The sequence below is a fragment of the Serratia sp. K1WW1 genome, assembly GCF_055790865.1.
In genome coordinates, this window is the sequence record NZ_CM147697.1 from 4212034 (window position 1) to 4235631 (window position 23598).

General features: G+C 56.2%; 24 protein-coding genes. 13 read left to right on the plus strand and 11 right to left on the minus strand.

Annotated features, from left to right (window positions below; genetic code table 11):
* The first annotated feature begins 445 nt into the window (after positions 1 to 445).
* Complete coding sequence (locus ACX9GU_RS19025; RefSeq protein WP_473192562.1) at positions 446 to 1156, plus strand: ABC transporter ATP-binding protein; 711 nt, start codon at positions 446 to 448, stop codon at positions 1154 to 1156.
* Between the two features lie 25 nt (positions 1157 to 1181).
* On the opposite strand, the gene bioD is transcribed toward ACX9GU_RS19025, so the two are convergent.
* Genes bioD through bioB form a run of 4 tightly spaced genes read right to left on the minus strand, consistent with a single transcriptional unit; the run spans position 1182 to position 4794 of the window.
* On the minus strand, positions 1182 to 1862 hold the full coding sequence (gene bioD / locus ACX9GU_RS19030; RefSeq protein WP_473192563.1) for a dethiobiotin synthase: 681 nt from the start codon (positions 1860 to 1862) through the stop codon (positions 1182 to 1184).
* Positions 1855 to 2622 carry a malonyl-ACP O-methyltransferase BioC gene (gene bioC / locus ACX9GU_RS19035; RefSeq protein ID WP_473192564.1) on the minus strand — a complete coding sequence of 256 codons (768 nt, stop codon included), beginning with the start codon at positions 2620 to 2622 and terminating at the stop codon, positions 1855 to 1857. Before bioC ends, bioD begins: the two co-directional genes overlap by 8 nt.
* Positions 2606 to 3757, minus strand: coding sequence for an 8-amino-7-oxononanoate synthase (bioF, locus tag ACX9GU_RS19040; RefSeq protein WP_473192565.1), 1152 nt, complete (start codon positions 3755 to 3757; stop codon positions 2606 to 2608). The genes bioC and bioF overlap by 17 nt, the downstream gene beginning before the upstream one ends.
* On the minus strand, positions 3757 to 4794 hold the full coding sequence (gene bioB / locus ACX9GU_RS19045; protein ID WP_473192566.1) for a biotin synthase BioB: 1038 nt from the start codon (positions 4792 to 4794) through the stop codon (positions 3757 to 3759). The genes bioF and bioB overlap by 1 nt, the downstream gene beginning before the upstream one ends.
* Before the next feature lie 91 nt (positions 4795 to 4885).
* Between bioB and bioA the strand changes: the two genes are divergently transcribed.
* On the plus strand, positions 4886 to 6160 hold the full coding sequence (gene bioA / locus ACX9GU_RS19050; protein WP_473192567.1) for an adenosylmethionine--8-amino-7-oxononanoate transaminase: 1275 nt from the start codon (positions 4886 to 4888) through the stop codon (positions 6158 to 6160).
* Positions 6161 to 6235: 75 nt separating this feature from the next.
* Entirely contained in the window at positions 6236 to 6718 is a 483-nt protein-coding gene (locus ACX9GU_RS19055; protein WP_473192568.1) for a kinase inhibitor, read from the plus strand.
* Between the two features lie 43 nt (positions 6719 to 6761).
* Here ACX9GU_RS19055 and pgl read toward each other — a convergent pair whose 3' ends face one another.
* Entirely contained in the window at positions 6762 to 7757 is a 996-nt protein-coding gene (gene pgl / locus ACX9GU_RS19060) for a 6-phosphogluconolactonase (protein WP_473192569.1), read from the minus strand.
* Positions 7758 to 7912: 155 nt separating this feature from the next.
* Between pgl and ACX9GU_RS19065 the strand changes: the two genes are divergently transcribed.
* The gene (locus tag ACX9GU_RS19065) at positions 7913 to 8734 is read left to right on the plus strand and encodes a pyridoxal phosphatase (RefSeq protein ID WP_473192570.1); all 822 of its coding nucleotides are present in this window, start codon (positions 7913 to 7915) and stop codon (positions 8732 to 8734) included.
* A gap of 217 nt (positions 8735 to 8951) precedes the next feature.
* Here ACX9GU_RS19065 and modC read toward each other — a convergent pair whose 3' ends face one another.
* From modC to ACX9GU_RS19085, 4 genes are all read right to left on the minus strand, one after another.
* Positions 8952 to 10055 carry a molybdenum ABC transporter ATP-binding protein ModC gene (modC, locus tag ACX9GU_RS19070; protein WP_473192571.1) on the minus strand — a complete coding sequence of 368 codons (1104 nt, stop codon included), beginning with the start codon at positions 10053 to 10055 and terminating at the stop codon, positions 8952 to 8954.
* Entirely contained in the window at positions 10056 to 10745 is a 690-nt protein-coding gene (gene modB, locus ACX9GU_RS19075; protein WP_473192572.1) for a molybdate ABC transporter permease subunit, read from the minus strand. It lies immediately after the preceding gene.
* Positions 10742 to 11515 carry a molybdate ABC transporter substrate-binding protein gene (gene modA / locus ACX9GU_RS19080; protein ID WP_473192573.1) on the minus strand — a complete coding sequence of 258 codons (774 nt, stop codon included), beginning with the start codon at positions 11513 to 11515 and terminating at the stop codon, positions 10742 to 10744. The genes modB and modA overlap by 4 nt, the downstream gene beginning before the upstream one ends.
* A 150-nt stretch (positions 11516 to 11665) precedes the next feature.
* Positions 11666 to 11809, minus strand: a complete 144-nt coding sequence (locus ACX9GU_RS19085; protein ID WP_021180335.1) for an AcrZ family multidrug efflux pump-associated protein — start codon at positions 11807 to 11809, stop codon at positions 11666 to 11668.
* Between the two features lie 179 nt (positions 11810 to 11988).
* Here ACX9GU_RS19085 and modE point away from each other — a divergent pair, with 179 nt between their 5' ends.
* The 9 genes from modE (at position 11989) to gpmA (ending at position 21195) form a co-directional block, all read left to right on the plus strand.
* Positions 11989 to 12780, plus strand: a complete 792-nt coding sequence (gene modE / locus ACX9GU_RS19090; RefSeq protein WP_473192574.1) for a molybdenum-dependent transcriptional regulator — start codon at positions 11989 to 11991, stop codon at positions 12778 to 12780.
* Between the two features lie 90 nt (positions 12781 to 12870).
* Positions 12871 to 14340: a molybdate ABC transporter ATP-binding protein ModF gene (gene modF / locus ACX9GU_RS19095; protein ID WP_473192575.1), complete on the plus strand. Its 1470-nt coding sequence runs from the start codon at positions 12871 to 12873 to the stop codon at positions 14338 to 14340.
* Between the two features lie 120 nt (positions 14341 to 14460).
* Entirely contained in the window at positions 14461 to 15033 is a 573-nt protein-coding gene (locus ACX9GU_RS19100; RefSeq protein ID WP_473192576.1) for a cysteine hydrolase family protein, read from the plus strand.
* 280 nt (positions 15034 to 15313) lie between these two features.
* On the plus strand, positions 15314 to 16132 hold the full coding sequence (locus ACX9GU_RS19105; RefSeq protein WP_473192577.1) for a lysostaphin resistance A-like protein: 819 nt from the start codon (positions 15314 to 15316) through the stop codon (positions 16130 to 16132).
* A gap of 264 nt (positions 16133 to 16396) precedes the next feature.
* Positions 16397 to 17446, plus strand: coding sequence for a galactose-1-phosphate uridylyltransferase (gene galT / locus ACX9GU_RS19110; protein WP_473192578.1), 1050 nt, complete (start codon positions 16397 to 16399; stop codon positions 17444 to 17446).
* Positions 17446 to 18597, plus strand: a complete 1152-nt coding sequence (gene galK / locus ACX9GU_RS19115; protein WP_473192579.1) for a galactokinase — start codon at positions 17446 to 17448, stop codon at positions 18595 to 18597. Before galT ends, galK begins: the two co-directional genes overlap by 1 nt.
* Positions 18591 to 19634 carry a galactose-1-epimerase gene (galM, locus tag ACX9GU_RS19120; RefSeq protein ID WP_473192580.1) on the plus strand — a complete coding sequence of 348 codons (1044 nt, stop codon included), beginning with the start codon at positions 18591 to 18593 and terminating at the stop codon, positions 19632 to 19634. Before galK ends, galM begins: the two co-directional genes overlap by 7 nt.
* A 187-nt stretch (positions 19635 to 19821) precedes the next feature.
* Positions 19822 to 20160 (plus strand): PsiF family protein, encoded by a 339-nt coding sequence (locus tag ACX9GU_RS19125; RefSeq protein ID WP_024483131.1) that lies wholly within the window; start codon positions 19822 to 19824, stop codon positions 20158 to 20160.
* Between the two features lie 282 nt (positions 20161 to 20442).
* Positions 20443 to 21195, plus strand: coding sequence for a 2,3-diphosphoglycerate-dependent phosphoglycerate mutase (gene gpmA, locus ACX9GU_RS19130; RefSeq protein ID WP_021180326.1), 753 nt, complete (start codon positions 20443 to 20445; stop codon positions 21193 to 21195).
* A gap of 52 nt (positions 21196 to 21247) precedes the next feature.
* Here gpmA and ACX9GU_RS19135 read toward each other — a convergent pair whose 3' ends face one another.
* Together ACX9GU_RS19135 and ACX9GU_RS19140 are read right to left on the minus strand one after the other, a co-directional pair.
* Complete coding sequence (locus ACX9GU_RS19135) at positions 21248 to 22285, minus strand: M48 family metallopeptidase (RefSeq protein WP_473192581.1); 1038 nt, start codon at positions 22283 to 22285, stop codon at positions 21248 to 21250.
* A gap of 10 nt (positions 22286 to 22295) precedes the next feature.
* Positions 22296 to 23474, minus strand: a complete 1179-nt coding sequence (locus ACX9GU_RS19140) for a YjgN family protein (protein ID WP_473192582.1) — start codon at positions 23472 to 23474, stop codon at positions 22296 to 22298.
* Positions 23475 to 23598: the final 124 nt, after the last annotated feature.

Sequence of the window (23598 nt, forward strand, 5' to 3'; positions counted from 1 at the left end):
CTTTAAGGCTTGCACCAAACGCTTGCCATGCCGCACGGTAACGGTGCAAAAAACGCCCAAGTTAACCTTCTGGCTTTGGCAGAGCCCCCAGTGCACCGGGCCAAAATCAGTTAACAAAGCAATAACAAACCACCTTTTTTGTTGCGCAACGCCTGATGGCCTGGGAATTGCATTTCCTGATCAGGGGGGGTTACCTTGCAGAAGAACCGGTAAATTCAGGCTAAAACCGGCCAGAGCCAGCTGGGTTATCTTCGGCGAAAAAGCGTATAGCATGCCAAAAAGCCCCCCTAGAGCCGCCAAACGACCGGTAGCGGCCATTTTCCAATTTTTTAGCCTGAGCCGCGATTAGGGTAATCAGCACAGCATTTGCCACACCCGGGAGAGACACCGCTTGCTGCGGTCAACGTTATCCATACGTGAATATCGGTCTTGGAGGAGATGCCAAATGTTAAGCTTACGGGCGGTAAACCAATATTATGGGCAACAGCATACGCTGTGGGATGTCAGCCTTGAGTTGCCTCGTGGGCAATGCACCCTGTTGCTTGGCCGCAATGGGGTGGGCAAAACCACGCTGGTCAATTGCATCATGGGACACCTGCCGATCGTCAGCGGCAGCATGACCTGGCAGTTGGCCGATGAGCCACCGCAAAACCTGTTGCGGCAGCCGGTAGAAAACCGGGCGTTACTCGGCATTGGTTACGTGCCACAAGGGCGGCAAATCTTTTCCCAACTGAGCGTAGAAGAAAACCTGCAGGTGGCGTTGATGGCCGGGCGTGACAAGGTCCGCCGTATGCCTCCCATCATTTACAATCTGTTCCCCCGGCTCCAGGCGATGCGTATGCGCCGTGCGGGCGACCTGTGCCAAAGTGAGCAACAGCAGTTGGCATTAGGCCGCGCTCTGATGCTGGAGCCGGAACTGCTGATCCTGGATGAGCCCACCGCCGGTATGTCACCTTCCCTGGCGACAGAGATCGGCCAGGTACTTCGTAAGCTGAATCAGGAGCTGGGCATGACCATTTTGCTGGTTGAGCACCAACTCCCCTTTGCCCGCCATCTGGCTGACCGTTTCTGCTTGATGGATAAAGGCCGTAACGTGGCCAATGGCACGCTGGGGCAGTTGGATGAGGGGCTGATTGATGCCTATCTGACGGAGTGATTTGGCCCCTCCGTGGGCCATCAGGTTAAGGGTTCAACCTGGTTAAATCGAGATACTGTCCCAATGCCTGCTGTTCTACCTGCGATAAATGCGGGATCTCGCCCAGCAGGGGCGCGGGCAATAGGCGGCAAAGAGTGGCAAGGTACTCTTGATGGCGTTTTCCTGGCGGGGTAACGTCATTGGCGATCCAGCCTGCCAGGGTCAGACCTGACTGTTGGATCGCCAGCGCAGTCAACAAAGCATGATTGATGCAGCCAAGCTTGATGCCCACCACCAGGATCACCGGCAGTTGCTCCTGCTGTACCCAGTCGGCAAAGGTTTCATGCTCAGAAAGTGGGGTGAACCAACCGCCAGCACCTTCTACCAACAGCCAGTCCGCACGTTGTTCAAGATGACGTAAACCGGTGGAAAGCCGTGCCAGAGAGATGGGCCGACGTTCGGCCTGGCTGACAATATGCGGCGAGGTCGGTTCGGCAAAGGTGTAAGGGTTCACTACGGCGTAATCCAGCGCTACGCTGCTGTTTCTCTGCAGCGCCAGCGCATCGCCGTTGCGCAACCCTTCATCGGTCATCTCACTGCCTGACGCCACCGGTTTATAGCCAGCACATGTCCATCCCGCCGCGCTGGCGGCCTGTAGCAAGGCGCTGCTGGCCACGGTTTTACCCACTTCGGTGTCGGTTCCGGTAACGAACCAGCGCTTAATCACGATAAATCACTCCATAAACCAAATGATAACTGAGAGGAAACTGCCCGTCCCGGCAAGGATAACCAGCCTGCAATGCGGCAAGCCGCTGGCGGGAAAGCAGGCCAGCCTCGCGTCCTTGATGCAGGTGAGTCGCACCGATGCCCTTTAGCGATCGCATCAGCGTCATCACGTCGGGATAACTGAGCGTTTGCCAATCTGCCGTAAGCTGGTGCCGATAGGGATGACAAGCGGCGGCAATCTGAGCTGGCGGCAGGAAGTCATTAACATGACGCTCGCCATCAACTTGCTGCCAGGCATCGCCTAACTCGTGCAAAGCCCCTTGCGCCAAGGTAGAAAACAGGATCAGTCCACCGGGCCGCGTTACCCGATACAACTCAGCCAACGCCAGAGGCAGATCGCTGCACCACTGCACCACCAGGCTGCTAAAACAGATATCCACCGAGGCGGTCGGCAAAGGGATATGTTCGATATCCCCCAGCAAATAGCGATCCGCCGCTTGCTGCTGGCGGGCAAAAGCCAGCATGCCCGCAGCCAGATCCAGCGCGCTGACCTGCTTGCCCAGCTCGCGCCAGCGACGGCTGAAATAGCCCGTGCCGCAACCGGCATCCAACACCTGTTGGCCTGGATGAGACAGCCCCATCCCCAGTAAGCGTTCACCAACCTCGCGTTGCAGCACCGCTGCGGTATCGTAACTCGCCGCTGCCCGGCTGAAGGCCGCCGCCACCGCCTGCTTGTTCACCGTATCAATGGCAGACGTCATGCAATACCTCCAACAAGCGATCGATATCCTGTGGCTGGTGTGCCGCAGTGAGCGTAATGCGTAACCGCGCGCCCCCCGGTGGTACCGTTGGTGGACGGATGGCGCTGACCCACAACCCCTGCTCTCGCAGGCGCAGCGCCAAATCCAGCGCCTGTTGGTTATCCCCCACCAGCAACGGTTGGATAGCGGTATCCGACGCGGTTAGCGTTAACGGCAGACCTGCCACTCCGGCACGAAAATGCTGGATGTGTTTTTGCAGCCGACTACGTAGTTCATCCCCTTGCTGAATACAGCTTAACGCGGCCTGCAAGGCACAGGCTTGGGCAGGAGGCATCGCGGTGCTGTAAATCAGATGGCGGGCGAATTGCAGCAGATATTCCGCCAACGGCTCATCGCAGAGGATCGCCGCGCCGCTGACGCCAAATGCCTTGCCAAAGGTGACGACCAGCACTTCCGGGCGCACACCTTGCTGCCAGCAACTGCCGCGCCCCTGCTCGCCACGTACGCCAATGCCGTGCGCATCATCCACCATCAGCCAGGCACCTGCCTGCTGCGTCAACCGATGTAGTTCGACCAACGGTGCGCTATCCCCGTCCATGCTGAACACCCCTTCGGTGATCGCCAACTGTTGGCCCGCACAGGTTTTTTGCAGCAAGGTGGCCAATGCCTGGGGCTGGTTATGCCGAAAACGCCGCAGTTGCGCCGGTGAGTAAGTGGCCGCTTCCAATATAGAGGCGTGGCTGAGCTTATCCGCCAAAATGCGATCGTCGGCCTGCATCAGGGCAGCCAGCAATGCCTGATTGGCCGCGTAGCCGGAAATAAACAGCAGCGCACGCGGGTAGCCGAGCCACTCCGCCAGTTGCTGCTCCAGCTCATGATGAGCATGGCAAAAACCGGTGACGTGGCCGGAACCGCCGCTGCCAACGCCGTAACGCTGCGCCCCCTGCTGCCAGGCGGCAATCACCTCAGGATGTTGGCTCAGGCCCAGATAGTCGTTGCCGGAAAAATTCACATAGCGCTGGCCGTCGAGTTGCAGGTAGCGGCCATTACCGCCTTGATTCACCTGACGTTGCCGATAAGCAGCGGCTCCTCGCCGCTCCTCCAGCGCCTGTTCGATCCGTTGTTGCCAGCTCATTACAGCGCCGCGTTGTAGAATTCGGTGGTATCGGCGTGCAGCAACTGCTCGGTCAGCACCTGCTGCTGTTGGTTGTCACCCTGTTCGGTGGCGGTTTGCTGCGGATTCAGGCCCAGCTTGCGGAACAGTTGCAGATCCTTGTCCTCTTCCGGATTAGGCGTGGTCAGCAGTTTGCAGCCATAGAAGATGGAGTTGGCCCCGGCCATAAAGCACATCGCCTGAGTCTGCTCGCTCATCTGTTCACGGCCTGCCGATAGGCGGACGTAGGACGTCGGCATCATGATGCGGGCAATGGCAATGGTGCGGATAAAGTCGAACGGATCGACGTCGTCATTATCGGCCAATGGCGTGCCTTTCACCTTCACCAGCATATTGATCGGCACGCTTTCCGGCGGCTTGGGCAGATTGGCCAACTGCACCAACAGCCCAGCGCGGTCACGCACCGTTTCGCCCAGCCCGACAATCCCACCGGAGCAGACTTTGATCCCGGCGTTACGCACCTTATCCAAGGTATCCAGACGTTCCTGATAGCTGCGGGTGGTGATGATGTTGCCGTAGAATTCCGGCGAGGTGTCCAGGTTATGGTTGTAGTAATCCAGCCCCGCTTCGGCCAGCCGTTCGGCCTGCGCGCCATCCAGCGTGCCCAGCGTCATGCAGGTTTCCATCCCCATCGCCTTGACACCCTGCACCATCTGTTGCAGATAAGGCATATCGCGCTCGTGTGGGTTTTTCCAGGCAGCCCCCATACAGAAACGGCTCGAACCGGCCGCTTTAGCCTTGCGCGCCGATTCCAGCACCTGTTCCACCTGCATCAGCCGCTCGGATTCCAGGCCGGTTTTATAACGCGAACTTTGCGGGCAGTACTTACAGTCTTCCGGGCAGGCACCGGTTTTGATCGACAGCAGCGTACTGACCTGCACCTGTTGCGGATCAAAATGTTGGCGATGAATAGTCTGTGCTTCGAACAGCAGTTCGAGTAAGGGTTTATCAAACAGGGCCTGGGCTTGCCCCACTGTCCAGCGAATGCGGTCGGCCATTTACGGCGTCTCCAAAAGGGAAAAAAGTGTCGTCAGTGTAGAGTTTGCGATTATACTGTCAACCATTCTATTGAAATTTGGTTTACGGTTAATGTCTGTTTCCCCCTGCGATATTGAATTCGATCGACGCCACATCTGGCACCCTTACACCTCCATGACCCAGCCCTTGCCTTGCTATCCGGTGGTGTCCGCCAGCGGTGTCGAGCTGCAACTGGACGATGGCCGCCTACTGGTGGATGGCATGTCTTCCTGGTGGGCGGCGATCCACGGTTACAATCACCCACAGTTGAATCAGGCAGCCGTACAGCAGTTGGAAAAAATGTCGCATGTGATGTTCGGTGGCATCACTCATCCCGCCGCTATTGAACTGTGCCGCAAACTGGTAGCGATGACGCCGGAAGCGTTGCAGTGCGTATTCCTGGCAGATTCTGGCTCGGTGGCGGTTGAAGTGGCGCTAAAGATGGCGCTGCAATATTGGCAGGCCCGTGGTGAACGGCGGCAGCGCATTCTGACCTTACGCCATGGCTATCATGGCGATACCTTTGGCGCGATGTCGGTCTGCGATCCGGACAACTCCATGCACAGTCTGTATCAGGGCTATTTGGCCACCCACCTGTTTGCCACCGCACCGCAGTGCCGTTTTGACCAGCCTTGGGACGAACAGGATATTGTCCCGTTTGCCGAATTACTGGACCAGCACGCCGGGGAAATAGCCGCTGTGATCCTGGAGCCAGTGGTACAAGGTGCCGGTGGAATGCGCATCTATCATCCAACCTATCTGCAACGCGTGCGGGAGCTGTGCGATCGCCACCAAATCCTGCTGATTGCCGACGAGATCGCCACCGGTTTTGGCCGCACCGGCAAACTGTTTGCCTGTGAACATGCCGACGTAGTGCCGGATATTCTTTGCCTGGGCAAAGCGCTGACCGGTGGCTATATGACCCTTTCCGCCACCCTGACCACGCGCCACATAGCAGAAACGATCAGTAACGGAGCTGCAGGCTGCTTTATGCATGGGCCAACCTTTATGGGCAACCCGCTAGCCTGTGCCGTAGCCTGCGCCAGCCTGTCCTTGCTGGAGGAAAATCGCTGGCAACATCAGGTCGCCGCCATTGAAACACAGCTTAAACAGCAGCTCTTACCGCTGGTGGCATCATCCAAAGTGGCCGACGTGCGGGTGCTTGGGGCAATTGGCGTGGTGGAGATGCATCAGCCGGTGGATGTGGCGTTGCTACAACGTGGCTTTGTCGAACGAGGTGTGTGGATCCGGCCCTTCGGTAAACTGATCTACCTGATGCCGCCTTATATCATTACGCCAGAACAGCTCACCCAGTTGACGGCAGCAATCGCCGTGACGGTGGAGTAACGGTTTTAAAGTTGTATTGTGGCGGCAAACCGATCTAGCTTAGGGGTTCGGTATTTTAGACAACTGGGAGTCATTATGGCTTTTCGTTTGTACAGCAACGATCTGCAAGACGGCGCAAAAATGCCTGAACGGCAGGTATTTAACGGCATGGGCTACCACGGGGATAACCTCTCCCCTCATCTGGCCTGGGAAGATGCACCGGCGGGCACCAAGAGCTTTGCCATCACGGTGTACGATCCCGATGCCCCTACCGGCTCCGGCTGGTGGCACTGGGTGGTCGCCAATATCCCGGCAAACGTGCATGAACTGCCGCAAGGTGCGGGTTCCGGCAAACCGGGGCTACCTGCTGGCGCAGTGCAAACCCGTACCGATTTCGGTAAGGCCGGTTACGGTGGCGCGGCTCCGCCGCAGGGGGAAAGCCATCGTTATCAGTTCACCGTGCATGCATTGGACGTGGAAAACATTCCAGTGGACGCAGAGGCGAGCGGCGCAATGGTCGGTTTTAACATCCACTTCCATAGCCTTGGCAAAGCGACGTTGACGGTAAAATACAGCTGAGAAACGTTGAGGGGCGAAGCGCTTCGCCCCGATTTTTAACCCATTATTTTGCCAGCACGCTCACCCACATTGGGCCTTTGCCCACCGGGTAACGCGCCAGATCCGTCAGCTCACCGCTGTTTTGGTCAATCTGATACACGCCGATATGACCAGATTTCTGCCCTGCCGCAATCACGAAGCGACCGCTGTGATCGATATTGAAACCGCGTGGCTGCTCTTCTGTGGCATGGTGGCCAACCACCGCAATCTTGCCGCCGTCTTCCGAGACGCTGAACACGGTTAAAATGCTGGCGGTGCGATCGCTGGTATACAGGAACCGGCCGTTTGGCGTGAGGTGGATATCCGCCGCCCAACGGGTGCCGGTGAAATCGGCAGGCATCATGTCCAGGCTTTGCACCAGCGTATATTTGCCACCGTTGGCTTCGATAGCGAACACATCTACCGTGCCATCCAGTTCATTGACGCAGTAAGCGAATTTATCGTTACCATGGAATGCCATATGGCGCGGGCCTGCACCGCTTGCCGTCGCTACCGCCTCTTGGCCGTGTGGCGTCAGTTGGCCCTGTTGGCTCAGATTAAACAGGCGGATGCGGTCCTCTTTCAGGCACGGCACCAGCAGCAATTGATTGGTCGGGTCAATATTGGCCGAATGCGGCGCGGTCAGGCCATCGATCTGCTGGGTAGGCGCAAGCACTACGCCATCATGGCCAATCGGGCTGATGCTGGCACAGTTGCCGCTGTAAGAGGCGGAGAACAGATAACGGCCCTGCAAATCGGTGGAAATATGGGTTGGGCTGCCTGGCAGTGGTGCCATCCCTGCCTCATGCAGCGTGCCATCGTCCGCGATACGGTAGCTGACAATGCCAAACGCCGGACGTACCCCAACATACAGATGAGTCTTGTCCGGGTGGATCGCCATCGGCTGTACCTGCCCCGCGACCTCGACCGTTTGCAGCAGCGCCAGTGCGCCCTTGTCGTCTAACTGCCATACGTGGATCTGCTGGCTCTCCGGGCTGGCGACATAAACGATTTGCTTCATTTGCTCTCCTTAATGAGAAAGGGTAACCGGTTTCAGTTTGTTCTAGCTTACGCGACATTTGTGACATGGCAACCCTGGCAGGTTACGCAGTTTTATCGAACGGTTATCCGGTGTACCATCGAGGTAATTTTCTTGCTAACTATAATGAGACCGCTATGAGCTACCGTGTTATTGCCCTCGATTTAGACGGCACTTTGCTAGACAACCAGAAACGTATCTTGCCGCAGTCGCTGGCCGCGCTGGAGGAAGCCCGCGCCGCCGGGGTGAAAGTCGTGGTGGTCACCGGCCGTCATCACGTGGCTATCCACCCTTTCTATCAGGCGCTACAAATCGATACGCCAGCCATTTGTTGTAACGGCACCTATCTGTACGACTTCCAGCAGAAAAAGGTACTGGCGTCCGATCCGCTGGCAAAAGAGCAGGCCAAGCAGGTGCTGCAACTGCTCAAGCAAAACGCTATTCACGGCCTGATGTATGTGGACGACGCCATGCTGTATCAGGAGACCAGCGGTCATGTGATCCGTTCGTTGGCTTGGTCAGAGACTTTGCCGGTAGCCCAGCGCCCAACGTTGTTGCAGGTCAACAGCCTGACGCAGGCGGCGGATGACGCGCAGGCCATCTGGAAGTTTGCCACTTCACATAGCGATCTCCCAGCGCTGCGCAGCTTTGCCGAAATGGTAGAAAAAGAGCTGGGCCTGGCCTGTGAATGGTCCTGGCACGATCAGGTGGACATTGCCAAAGGCGGTAACAGCAAGGGTAAACGCCTGCAGCAATGGGTGGAGTCACAGGGGTTGAGCATGGATCAGGTGGTCGCCTTTGGTGACAACTACAACGACCTGAGCATGCTTGAAGCCGTTGGGCTGGGCGTTGCCATGGGTAATGCCGATAATGCCATCAAGGAACGTGCGGACCTGGTGATTGCCGATCACCTGCAGCCGGGTATTGCCGAAGTGATCCGTTCTCGTGTGCTGAATTAACAAAAACGACCCCTCACCCTAACCCTCTCCCACAGGGAGAGGGGACCGATCGAGCCGCTATTAATTACAGAAAACTACCCTACCACGGCCCTGTATCAACTCACTTTTCGTAGGGAAAGGGACCGATCACGTTGGGTTGAAAATTCGGTAACGCACCTTGCATGAGGGAGCGGTCGAGTTTGCTGAAGTGACCTCTTTATTTCCAAACGAGCAGGGGCTAATAGCTCCCTCTCCCTGTGGGAGAGGGTTGGGGTGAGGGGCCATCGCGGCTGATCGACACGCTCTTGACCTGTGCATACAGCCACTGACCGGGCCTGATAGCCAGATCGTCACGTGCCCATGGGGTGATGCGCGCCCAGAGGATATTTTCCCCGACCATCAGCTTCACCTCGACCTGCCCCGCCACATCCAGACACTCCGCCACCTTGGCGGGCAAAATATTACGAATGCTGCTGTTGGCTGGCGGTTGCAGCACTAAAGAAACGTCGGCAGCGTTGATACGAATACGCATCTGGCTACCGACCGGCGCTTCAATACCGCCGACCCACAGCCGCTGATCGCCCAGTGCCAGCGCGGTCATGGCATAACGTGGGTGATGCTCAATCACGCTCACGCTCAAAACGCTGCTCTGATCTTCTCGCTGTAGCCAAGGCCGCAGCGCGCTGCTGGCCCAAACCTCCTCCAACCCGCCGTACGCCCGCACCTGGCCGTGATCCAGCACCATCACCTGCTCTGCCAGGCGCAAGATCTCGTCCATGCTGTGGCTGACATAAAGAATGGGGATATTGACGTCCTGCGCCAGTCGCTCCAGATACGGCAGCAGCTCACGCTTGCGTGGCATATCGAGCGAGGCCAGCGGTTCATCCATCAGCAACAGTTCCGGCGCGGTCAGCAGCGCCCGACCAATCGCGACGCGCTGTTTCTCACCGCCGGACAGGGTCAAAGGCAAACGGTTCAGCAACGGCGCAATCCCTAACAACTCGACAATGCTGTCAAACTGGCCGCGCATACTGGCCGCCATGCCGTATTGCAGGTTGCCGCGCACGCGATAATGCGGGAACAGGCGCGCATCCTGGAAAACATAGCCAACGCGGCGTTTTTCAGGTGGTAAACAGATGCCGCTGGCGGTATCCACCAGCGTGCGGCCATTAAGCACAATACGCCCCTGTTGCACCAGCGTCAGGCCGCCGATGGCATTGATCAAGGAGGTTTTACCGGCCCCGGAAAGTCCGAAAATCGCGGTGATCCCATGAGCCGGCAGATTGGCCTGCACGTTGAGATTGAGATCGCCAAGCTGCTGGGAGAAATCCAGTTCTAACATCTATAGGCCCATACGCTTGCGGCCCCAGCGGGCCAGCCATTCGGAAACCATCAGGGCAGCCAGTGCCAGCACGATGGCAATCACGCACAAACGCGCTGCCGCCGCCTCGGCCCCTGGCGTTTCGATCAGGGTGTACATTGCCAGCGGGATGGTACGGGTTTCACCAGGGATATTGGAAACAAAGGTGATGGTGGCGCCAAACTCGCCCAAAGAGCGGGCAAAGGCCAGCACCACGCCAACGATCACGCCGGGCAGCGAAAGCGGTAAGGTGATGGTGAAAAACACCCGCCACGGGTTGGCACCCAGGGTGCGTGCCGCCTGTTCCAAACGGGTATCTACCGCCTCCAGCGACATGCGGATAGCACGTACCATCAGCGGGAATGCCACCACCGCCGAAGCCAAGGCAGCACCGCGCCAGCTGAAACTGAAGCTGAAACCAAACCAGTTGTACAGCCATTCCCCGATAAAGCCGCGCCGCCCCATGACAATCAGCAGCAGATAGCCCACCACCACCGGTGGCAAGACTAACGGCAGATGAACAATGCTATCCAACAACGATTTACCGGGGAAATTGCATCGAACCAGGATCCAGGCCATTAAAATACCCAGCGGCAAACTGCAGATCACCGCCAGGCTGGAGACTTTCAGGCTCAGTTCGACCGCCTGCCATTCATACTCACTTAATATCATTTACGCGGGGTGAATCCATAACGTTCGAAGATAGCCGCAGCGGCCGGGGTCTTCAGGTAATCGTAGAAAGCCGTCACGGCTGGCGTTTGGTGATCTTTAACGATGGCCATTGGATACTCAACCGGCTTGTGGCTGTCTTCCGGGAAGATGGCAATCACTTTGACCTTGTCGCTGGCCACGGCGTCGGAGCCGTAAACGATGCCCAGCGGGGCTTCTTCACGCTCAACCATGGCCATGGCGCTGCGCACGTTATTAGCCCGCGCCAGCTGAGATTCCAGCGTGGTCCATGCCCCCAGATTCTGCAACGCTTCTTTGGCGTAGATGCCCGCAGGAACATGATCCGGATCGCCTACGGACAGGCGGCCACCGTTGAGCAATTTGGCCCAGTCGGTTTGCTTGTTGATAGTGATTTTATCTTGTTTGGCCGATTTGGCGGCGATCAGCACCAGTTCGTTGCCTAACAGGGTATAACGAGTGTCTTTCACCATCTGCTGCTTATCGATGGCGTAATCCATCCATTGCTGATCGGCAGAGATAAACATATCCGCAGGCGCCCCTTGCTCAATCTGGCGTGCCAGCGTTGAGGAGGAAGCAAAAGAGGAGACGACTTCGACGTCTTTGCCTTTCTGGTATTCGGTGGCGATATCTTGTAAGGCGTTGGTCAGCGAAGCCGCGGCAAACACGGTGATTTTCTCCGCCGCAGAAACCTGTGCCACCAGCCCGCAAGCCAATGCCACACCGCCAACCCAGTTAATCCATTGCTGTTTCATTGTTTTCTCCGCAAGTTAACTCTCATCACATCGCTATGTAAAAAATAATATAACGCAGCGAGAACGATTGTCATGCGGTTTATCGGCAAAGCGAGAGATAACTTGAGAAATACCCGCCAAGAGAGCTCAGCGGGCATTTGGGAGGGGGGATTAGCTGCGGTTTTCTTTAGGATGGCCAACTTTGGAGAAGATGTTGAACACCTCGCCCAAGCCATAAATCAGGCCTAAAATAATGGCCATCACTACCGGCACCATGACCACGGCAAACAACAGACTTTTCAATAATTCTAACATCGTAGCCTCACTTGACTGCTTTAAACCGCTGCGTAGGCTTCACTGTAAACCAAAACGCAGGCGAAAACGCGGTTATTTTACCGACTGCGGGAAATTTGTAACCGGCTAAACGTGCTCAGTTGGCGCTTTGCGGCAAATCGGCGACAATAGCCTGACTTACTGCCTTATAAGGACCCATCATGCAGGCCGAGATCCTCCTTACCTTAAAGCTGCAGCAGAAACTGTTCGCTGACCCACGCCGCATCGCCCTTCTCAAGCAAGTGGTGCATACCGGCTCGATCAGCCAGGGAGCCAAACTGGCGGGGATCAGCTACAAAAGCGCCTGGGATGCCATCAACGAGATGAATCAGCTGGCCGAGCAGACGGTGGTCGAACGCGCTACCGGCGGCAAAGGCGGCGGCGGCGCGCAGGTGACCCGTTATGGCCTGCGGCTGATCCAACTTTACGATCTGCTGGGTCAAATCCAGCAGAAGGCCTTTGACGTGTTGCAGCAGGACTCTCTGCCGCTGGACAGCCTGTTGGCCGCCATCGCCCGTTTTTCGTTGCAGACCAGCGCCCGCAACCAGTTTTTCGGCACAGTGATTGAACGCGACCATCAGCAGGTCCAACAGCATATCAGCCTGCTGCTGGCCGACGGCAACACCCGCCTGACCGCTGCCGTGACTCAGCAAAGCGCCGACCGCCTACAGTTGACGCCGGGCAAAGAGGTGTTAGCCCTGATTAAAGCGCCTTGGGTGAAACTCAGTACCGATCCGGCTTCGACCGGCCTGGCCGATAATGCGCTGCCGGGAAGCGTAGTCAGCATTCAGCCTGGTAGCGATCACAGTGAGGTTCTGGTGACGCTCAACGGCGGAGAAACGCTGTGCGCCACCGTCAGCAATCAGGAACTGGCCCAGTTGAAACTGAGCGTCGGCACGCCGGTACACGCCTTGTTCAACGCCGATCGGGTGATTGTCGCGACGTTGTGTTAAACGCAACGTCACGTTGCAGTATTGCCGATTGACATCTTTTCCGCTTGCGCCTATTTCTAAGGAAATTAATTGCAGAATAGGGAACATAGGATGTCGTCGTTGCACATTTCGCAAGGTTCATTTCGTCTGAGCGATACCCGCACGCTGGAGCTGGATCGGCTTGATATTCAGTCCGGCGATAGCTGGGCATTCGTCGGGGCTAACGGCAGCGGGAAATCCGCGCTGGCCCGTGCGCTGTCCGGTGAGCTGACGTTGCTGAAAGACGAAAGCCACAGTGATTTTCGCCACGTAGTGCGGCTCTCTTTTGAGCAGTTGCAAAAGCTGGTCAGCGACGAATGGCAACGCAACAATACCGACCTGCTCAGCCAGGACGAAGACGACACCGGGCGCACCACGGCGGAAATCATTCAGGAAGAGCTCAACGATCCCGCTCGCTGCGCACAGTTGGCCGAGCAGTTTGGCATCACGTCCCTGCTTACGCGACGTTTCAAATATCTCTCTACCGGTGAGACCCGCAAAACCCTGCTGTGTCGTGCCCTGATGGCCCAGCCCGATTTATTGATCCTCGATGAGCCGTTCGACGGGCTGGACGTCAATTCGCGCGCTCAGCTCGCCACTCTGCTTGGCGAACTTTCACAGCAAGGTTATACCGTGATCCTGGTGCTGAACCGGTTTGATGAAATCCCAGACTTCATTGAGCAGGTCGGCGTGCTGGCCGATTGCACCCTCACCAGCCAGGGCCCACGGCAACAGGTGATGGCCGATGCGCTAATCGCCCAACTGGCGCACAGTGAAAATCTCAACGGTTTGACGCTGCCAGAAACCGAAGATCCCACCCAAGTCATCAGGCTGCCGGACGATCGGCCACTGATCGTTCTGCGTGATGGCGTAGTAAGCTATAACGATCGCCCTATCCTCAACCAACTCAGTTGGCAGGTTAACCCCGGTGAACACTGGCAGATCGTCGGCCCGAACGGGGCGGGAAAATCCACCCTGCTCAGCCTGATCACCGGCGATCATCCGCAAGGCTACAGCAACGATCTGACGTTGTTTGGCCGCCGACGCGGTAGTGGAGAAACCATCTGGGATATCAAACGCCATATCGGCTACGTCAGCAGCAGCCTGCACCTGGACTATCGGGTCAGCTCCAGCGTGCGTAACGTGATCCTGTCCGGTTTCTTTGATTCGATCGGTATTTATCAGGCGGTTTCCGATCGTCAGCATCAGCTGACCTCGCAATGGCTGGCTCTGCTCGGGCTTGGCGCTATGGGCGATGCCCCCTTCCATAGCCTGTCCTGGGGCCAGCAACGCCTGGCACTGATCGCCCGGGCGTTAGTCAAACATCCGGCGCTGCTGATCCTCGATGAGCCACTGCAAGGCCTGGATCCGCTAAACCGCCAATTGGTAAGGCGCTTCGTAGATGTGTTGATCCAACAGGGCTCAACCCAGTTGCTGTTTGTTTCCCACCACGCAGAAGACGCGCCGCAATGTATCACCCACCGTTTCTCCTTCATTCCTGAAGGCGATAGCTATCGCTATCTGCAAGACGTCCTGGCTTAACATGCTCGGGGTGAGTGCTACAGCGCTCATCCTGGGGACATATCCGGCAACACTTCCTCCACCACGCATCACATTTGGCCTTTTATCCTTAAAGGGTACAGAAACGTTTTTGGAGAAGGTATGTCCGCCGCGCTGATTATGATTGACCTGATTGAAGATCTGGCTGGCCCTAAAGGGCGGGCGAATCACTGCCACAAACAGATCGTAACGCGTGATGTGATCGCGCACGTCAATGCTGCTGCGGCCTACGCGCGGGTGCGTAAAATCCCGGTGATTTGGTTGCGCACCGGTTTTGCCGACAATTACCACGATATTCCCCGACACTCGCCGCTGTTCAATCAGCTCAAACATATCGGCGCGCTGCGTTTAAGTAACGGGGGATGCCATTGGCTGGCCGGTCTGGAAGTAAAAACCGAGGATCTGTGCCTGGAAAAGAAAGGGCTCAGCGCGTTTGCCGGTAACAATTTGTTATCCTGGTTACAGCAGCATCGCTGCCACCACCTGTTATTGGGCGGTATCAGCACCCCGTTAGCCATTGAGAGCACCGCCCGACAGGCGCACGATGCAGGCTTACAGGTAACGGTGCTACAAGATCTGTGCGCCGCCCCAACGGAAGAGATCCACCAGCAGAGCCTGGAGACCTTGCAGAACCTTGGGGAGGTTATGCGTTCGCAGGCATGGATGAAGGGTTAAAACACTCACTCATACCCTATGGATTTCAAGCTGCAGCTAGGCAACAAGCTTACTCATCCCCAGGAGCTTACTTTTAGTAAGTGACTGGGGTGGGTAAGTGCAGGTAACAACGCTGCAGCTTGAAAGACGACGGGGATGGCACGATTAACTACTGTCCCGACCTTAATATTCATCCTGTTGTGCTACTATCCCATTTAGTGCTCATTTATATTTAACCAGACATTAACACGCCGGATTTCCGGCATTGAGCGCCGTGTATCTATTTAAAGGGATAGCTATTATGTGGGGCGTACTTTCGGCTTCGTTGTTTTTTTTGCCATTTAACCGGCTGATTGCCTCAGTAGTATTGGCGGCGGCTGCTGCAATGGGGGTTTACCATCATGTCCTGACGCCCGTGGGGCTGGGCTATCTGGCGGTTATCGCCATTGCCATCTGTCTTCATCAACACTATCGTCAGCAGCGCAGCATCGCACTAGCGCTGGAAGTATTTTTAGTCGCCTGCTCAATCGCTCTGTTTTATCACCTGATACCGGGCTTCAATAACCAATTGATGGTCGATCAGGTCAAAGTGGGCCCGATGAGCTCGCTGTATTCCATGTATTACAATTTCGATAAGGCACTGGTCCCCTTTCTGCTGGTAGCCTGCCTGCCAACACTGTTTAACGCGGGTAAGCCCGACAAACAAGTAGGCGTCAGCGCCTGGCTGATCCTGGTGCTCTGCATACCTGCGGTGCTGCTGCTGGCAGTGGCGCTCGGTGGGCTGAAAGTTGAACTGCACCTGCCCTCTTGGATCCTGGCTTTCATTATGGCCAACCTGTTTTTTGTTTCGATGGCCGAAGAAGCACTGTTCCGTGGCTATTTGCAGCAGCGTCTGCGCCAGTGGCTGGGTGCCTATCCGGCACTGATTATCACCGCCCTGCTGTTTGGAGCCGCTCACTTTGCCGGTGGCATGTTGATGGTGGCATTTGCCACGCTGGCGGGGGTGATTTATGGCCTGGCCTGGATGTGGAGCGGCCGCCTGTGGGTGCCCATTCTCTTCCACTTTGGGCTAAATCTGGTCCATTTGCTGTTCTTTACCTACCCGGCATACCAATATTAGTCCTCCCCCAGACCGGCAGATTTCTCTGCCGGCCTGCCTTGTGTAATCGCTACCACTTAACCTCCCCTGCCGCCTTGCCTACCTCAACCGGATTAAAGCCTCAATCGATGTAAGCGATTCCATTTTTCGCGCTAGATCACCTTTTTATCACCGCGGCCGTGCTATCTTCTAGCCATTATTTTCCAAAATGCACTCGGCTATAGTCTGTCACGCAGCAGGTGAAAGCGATTACAATTAGCCCGGTCGCGAGATAAAGGAAGCGCAATGCCTGATTTCAATCCTATCGATCATCCACATCGCCGTTTTAATCCCCTTACCGGGCAATGGGTGCTGGTATCTCCGCACCGGGCCAAACGCCCGTGGCAGGGCCAGCAGGAATCCCCCGCTCAGGAAACATTGCCAGCCCACGATCCCGACTGCTTCCTTTGCCCCGGCAATACGCGCGTGACCGGTGATAAAAACCCTGACTATCCGGGCACCTACGTGTTCACCAATGATTTTGCCGCCCTGATGCAAGATACCCCGCAGGCGCCGGAAAGTGACGATCCGCTGATGCGTTGCCAAAGCGCCCGTGGCACCAGCCGGGTGATCTGCTTCTCCCCCGATCACAGTAAAACGCTACCGCAGCTGACGCTACCCGCGCTGGAACAGGTGATCGCCACCTGGCAGGAACAGACCGCCGATCTGGGGCGCAGCTACCCCTGGGTACAGGTGTTTGAAAATAAAGGGGCCGCGATGGGCTGTTCCAATCCTCACCCGCACGGTCAGGTATGGGCCAACAGCTTCCTGCCGAATGAAGCCGAACGAGAAGATCGCCTGCAACAGGAGTATTTCAGCCAGCATCAATCCGCCATGCTGGTGGACTATGCTCAGCGCGAGCAGGCCGACGGCAGCCGTACGGTGGTGGAAACCGAGCACTGGTTGGCGGTTGTCCCTTACTGGGCAGCCTGGCCGTTTGAAACGCTGTTGCTGCCAAAAGCGCCGATACAGCGCCTGACCGACCTTAGTGCAGCACAAAGCCGCGATCTGGCCATTGCGTTGAAGAAACTCACCAGCCGCTATGACAACCTGTTCCAATGCTCTTTCCCTTATTCCATGGGCTGGCACGGCGCGCCCTTCAACCAGGCCGATAACCGCCACTGGCAACTGCATGCCCACTTCTACCCGCCGTTACTTCGCAGCGCCACGGTGCGCAAATTTATGGTGGGCTATGAAATGCTGGCGGAAACCCAACGTGACCTGACCGCAGAACAAGCCGCTGAACGCCTGCGTGCGGTCAGTGATATCCATTACCGCGAAGCCGGAGTGAAATAATGAGTCTGAAGCAACTTACCCAAGCCCTGTTTACCGAACACTTTGGCTACGCACCCACCCTGACGATCCAGGCTCCGGGCCGAGTCAATCTGATCGGTGAGCACACCGATTACAACGACGGCTTCGTCCTGCCCTGCGCAATTGATTATCAAACCGTGATCAGCGGGGCTCCACGTAACGATCGCCAGATCCGCGTATTGGCCGCCGATTACGAGAACCAGCAGGATCAATTTTCGCTGGATGAGCCGATCGTCAGCCACGCCAATCTGCGCTGGGCCGACTATGTGCGCGGCGTGGTGAAACACCTGCAGACCCGCGATGCCAATTTTGGCGGTGCCGATCTGGTGATCAGCGGCAACGTCCCGCAGGGTGCCGGGCTCAGCTCTTCCGCCTCACTGGAAGTGGCCGTCGGGCAGGTGTTGCAGGCGCTCTATCAATTGCCGTTGGACGGCGTAGCGCTGGCGCTGAATGGACAGGAAGCGGAAAACCAGTTTGTCGGCTGCAACTGCGGCATTATGGATCAGCTGATTTCTGCGTTGGGCAAGAAAGATCACGCCCTGCTGATCGACTGCCGCTCTTTGGAAACTCGGGCGGTGCCCATGCCAGCCGATGTCGCCGTGGTGATCATCAACTCCAACGTCAAACGCGGCCTGGTCGACAGCGAATACAACACCCGCCGGCAACAGTGCGAAGCGGCGGCTCGCTTCTTCGGCGTCAAGGCGCTGCGCGACGTCAGCCCGGATCTGTTCTTCCCGATCCTGCATGAACTGGATCCGATCGTGGCCAAACGGGCGCGCCATGTGATCACCGAAAACGATCGCACCCTGGCCGCTGCCGATGCCTTGGCCGCTGGCAACCTGAAGCTGATGGGCAAACTGATGGCTGAATCACACGCGTCGATGCGTGATGATTTTGCAATTACCGTGCCCCCTATCGATACGCTGGTCGAGATTGTTAAAGAGGTCATTGGCGATCGTGGCGGTGTGCGCATGACCGGAGGGGGCTTTGGGGGTTGCATCGTGGCCCTGATGCCGCAGGATCTGGTAGAGTCGGTACGTACGGCGGTAGCCCGCGAATATCCACTGCGGACCAACGGCCTGCAAGAAACCTTCTACGTCTGCAAAGCTTCACAAGGATCCGGTCTATGCTGAGTGATAACTCCGCCGTTGCCCCAGACGGCCAGCCCTTTATTCTCACCACCCTGAAAAATGCCGCGGGAATGACGGTCACGTTGATGGATTGGGGCGCAACCTGGCTTTCCGCCCTGCTACCGTTGAAATCAGGGGAACAACGTGAGCTGCTGCTGGGGTGCCAAACCCCGCAGGACTACCTGCATCAAGGAGCTTATCTGGGGGCCACGGTCGGGCGCTATGCCAACCGTATTGCACATGCCAGCCTGAACATCGATGGCAAGCCACACCCGCTGATCGCTAACCAAGGGGAGCATCAACTGCACGGCGGGCCAAACGGCTTCCACGCTCGCCGCTGGCAGATTGTGGAGCAGGATGAACAGCAGGTGGTTTATCAGCTCCATTCGCCAGACGGTGACCAGGGCTTCCCTGGCAACCTCGACGTGACGCTGACTTATCGACTCACCGCCGATCACCGGCTGGAGATTGAATATCAGGCACAGACCGATCGCGCCTGCCCGGTCAATCTGACCAACCATGCTTATTTCAATCTGGATGGCGCAGGCCACGACGCCCGACAACAGCGCTTGCAGCTGTTCGCCGACCGTTATCTGCCCGTGGACGGCGATGGCATCCCCAGTGCCGATCTGACGGCGGTGGCAGGCACCGGGATGGATTTCCGCCAGCCGAAAACCCTGCAGCAAGATTTATTACGCGACCGCGATCAGCAACGGGTTAAGGGTTACGACCATGCTTACCTGTTGCACGACACCTGCCACGGGTTGGCAAGCCCGGCAGCTCACCTGTGGTCTGCCGATGGCAAGGTCGCGATGACGGTGTTCACCACCGCGCCAGCACTCCAGCTTTACAGCGGTAATTATTTGGGTGGTACACCGGCGCGCGACGGCGGTAGCTACCAAAATTACGCCGGCGTGGCGCTGGAAAGCGAGTTCCTGCCGGACAGTCCGAACCACCCAGAATGGCCACAGCCGGACTGTTGGCTACAGCCTGGCCAGCGTTATCAGAGCGCAACGCACTATCAGCTTATTCCTAGCTGAGCCGCCATGCCCCTTGTCATGCGGTAAGGGGCGTGATTGTTATAATTGCTTACATTGCACCCCCAGGCCGTTACCTTTCCTTATTGCCAACCCCGCACTAGAATCAGGCTACCGTGGTATGCACAAGCCCGTGAGTGATATCACAATTTTCGGCCTGCTGGCCGTTCAATAGCTGAAGGAACACCTAATGCGTCTGATTACTGCACTTCCATTACTGGCAGGTTTACTGCTGAGCACCAACCTGATGGCTGCCGATACCGCAGCAAAAACGCCTTCTCCGGCGCAGGCTGCCCAGCAAAAACGCATGACCGATTGTAATCAACAGGCTACCACCCAATCGCTGAAAGGTTCTGACCGCACCACCTTCATGAGCACCTGCCTGAAGGCCGAAGGCCACCATACCGAGAAGGCCCTGACGCCGCAGCAGCAGAAGATGAAAGACTGTAATGCCGACGCCGCTAAAAAGAGCCTGAAAGGTGACGAGCGCAAAACCTTTATGAGTAGCTGCCTGAAAAAAACCGCCTGATACATTAACGCTGTGGCGCGAGTGAATAGCTCTCATTCGCGCCCTTCGACCAGCCTGAACGATTCAGCTTTTTCCTTTGCGCCCCTCTTACCTTGCGGCCAAAAATTGGCTATGGTTAACACTATGCCCAGTGGCAGTAAGGGTTAGACAATGTCGCACGTCGTACGAAACCCTCGACTTTTAGTGGATATATTCACGGGTATATCGATTGCCGAGTCAGTAGCAGCAGAATATAATGATATTCGTTATCATTAAACCTTCAGATTATTAAGGAGTTAAGCTATGGCTGTAACTAAGCTGGTTCTGGTGCGCCACGGCGAAAGCCAGTGGAACAACGAAAACCGCTTCACCGGTTGGTATGATGTCGATCTGTCCGACAAAGGCCGTACCGAAGCAAAAGCAGCGGGCAAGCTGTTGAAAGACGAAGGTTTCTCTTTCGATTTCGCTTACACCTCCGTACTGAAGCGTGCTATCCACACTCTGTGGAACATTCTGGATGAGTTGGACCAGGCCTGGTTGCCTACCGAAAAGTCCTGGAAGCTGAACGAACGCCATTACGGCGCGCTGCAGGGTCTGAACAAGGCTGAAACCGCAGAAAAATACGGTGACGAGCAGGTCAAACAATGGCGCCGCGGCTTCGCGGTCACACCACCAGAGCTGACCAAAGAAGATGAGCGCTACCCGGGCCACGATCCGCGTTACTCAGCGCTGAGCGAAAAAGAGTTGCCGCTGACCGAAAGCCTGGCGTTGACCATCGATCGCGTTATCCCTTACTGGGACGAAGAGATCCTGCCACGTATCAAGAGTGGTGAGCGCGTGATCGTCGCGGCTCACGGTAACTCCCTGCGTGCGTTGGTGAAATATCTGGATAACCTGAGCGAAGACGAGATCCTCGAGCTGAATATCCCAACCGGCGTGCCGTTGGTGTATGAGTTCGATGAGAACTTCAAGCCAATCAAGCGTTACTACCTGGGTAATGCCGATGAGATCGCAGCCAAAGCTGCAGCCGTCGCCAACCAGGGTAAAGCGAAGTAAGTTTTCGCCTCTGAAAAACAACAAGCCCCCGGTGTTGAGCCGGGGGCTTTTTTTATTGCTGCTCTTTGATCCTGGCTGCTTCGATAGCCTGCAAACGCGCCTGCATCTCTGGATGGGTGCTTAACCACTCCGGCACCTCTAGTGCCACGGTTGACGTGCTTGCCGCCTGTTGCAATGCGCGGTAAAGATCTTCCATCGCCAATAACGAACGCCCCTGGCGCTGCATTTCCGCGATTGCCCAGTCGTCTGCCTCACGCTCCACGCTGCGGGAGAACTGCATTTCATGCATAAATGAGGCCGATTGCAGCAAGGTATCGCCGATGCCGCTGACATCGCCGGTCATCCACATAAACGTCAGTGCCACCAGGGATGAACGCACCACCATGCGCATGAGATGACGATACGCATGATGTCCCATTTCATGGAGCATCACCGCAGCCAGGCCGTCGTCATTGGTCGCCAACTTGGCCAAATCGTCGGTGATCACCAATGTCCCGTCAGGTAACATGAACGCATTGGCAACCTCTGGCACCGCCAGCAATTTCAACTTGAGCGGAGTGCGCTCGTGCCGCATCTGCTCCGGCATCACCTGCAAGAATAGCTTCTGTATCGCCTGCTGTTTCTCGGCGGGCAATTGCGACTGCTTGAAGCCACTGGTTTGCAGGAAATCGAGCGTATGTTTACCCAGCTTCTGTTCGGCCGCGGTAGGAATGCGCATGGCGATTTCACTGCTCGCCCAAGGGAGAACCAGGAAAACATAGGCCAGGGTCAACAGAACGGTTAGCAACAACGTCAGCAACACGCCACGCTTATAACGCTCTAAGCGGTGCACCAACCCCGGTGAACGGCGTTGATAAAACCACTGGCGGAATGACGCATCATCGGAGGGTACGAACCGGCCACCGTCTGGGAAAGTCAGCGTTAGAGGAATGCGTCCTAATGACTCGGAAACGGTAATTTGCGCTAACGAAAAATAGCGATGCTCGCCATCATATTGCAGCGTTACCCCATCGCCCATATCGTTTAACAGCAGCCGGGCCGCCTGTTGGGCGGCCCGGCCAGGGCACTGATAGTGTCCTTCAAGGATCATCAGTCTTTACTCAAAAACTGGTGCCCAGATCGAGCGCCTGTACGGCTTCTTCAGCGATAGCGGTATTGGCCGTATCGTGATGAGCCTGTACCGACAACAGCGACAGATCGCCTTCAACCTGAGTGGACTCAGCAATATAGCGAGCATGGCGTACGTGTGCCACCGGAGCTGCAAGGCCCAATGAGAACACGGTGATCAGGCTGTTGGTGATCAACAGTCCCATATACGGCAGAGTCTGCATGGAAGAACGCAGTTTAACCTCACCTTGCAAGGTGGTTTGGTTAAACACGTAGTTACGCTGAGCGACAACCATATAACTGCTGGAAACCATCACACCTAGCAGCAGCACCAACATCATCATGAACAGGCTACCAATATTATTTGCCATCTGGGCTTGCAGCATTGCATCGGACATACCGCCAAACAGCGCCATTTGGAATAAGCTGACAAAGAACGAACCAACCAAGACCAAGGCGATGACCAGGAATGGCAAGAAGATCAGCAGGCTGAACAATGCAATCTTAATGAACTCTGCTTTCTTGAATTCGGCCACAAAGGGTGAAGTGCCAAAACGCAGGTTGTTCACATACAGATCGTGTTGCAGGGTAGCCAGGATACCATTGATAGCGGCCAGCATCGGTACAAACAGGATGACCGTAATAGCGGCCAGCACAAGGATCGCAGTCGGGCTGCCCAGACTGCTGCCAATCAAACCTAATACGATCATAACCGCATACAGACCAATCACTAGCAGTATCGGGCAGAACAGCAATACCCAGTAGGCGCGCCCGGTCTGGCATAAGTAATTGAAGCGAACACCACGATAGCTAGACATAATAGCGTTATAACGCCAGCTACGGATAATAATCCAAGGGATCAACGCAAGGAGTGCCAGCATGGCAATCATGCCAAGCAATGGGTTGATAAATAAAAGAATATAGAACAGGATCACGGCGCCAATCACCAGCAGGCGGCCCTTGAGAATTTGCATTGGCTGCGCATGGTAATCAAAGCGATCGCCATTCAATTCGGTATTGCCATAAAAATAACGGCGACGACGCACCGTTGCCCAGGCTGAGTATATTCCCAACGTAATAGCCGTCAGTAATATGTTAACCAACCAGATTGCGAAATACTCCCCACCCGTACCACGAAAATAAATTTGATGCCGAGAACTATTGTTTTCCATCCGCTATTCATCCTGAAATTAAAGTCATTCACCATCATGCCCTTATTTTTAGATTGGGTATTTTGGTTGTAAAAAGCACGTCATCATAATCATACCGCGCAGCAAGAGCAAATTGTGTTTAACT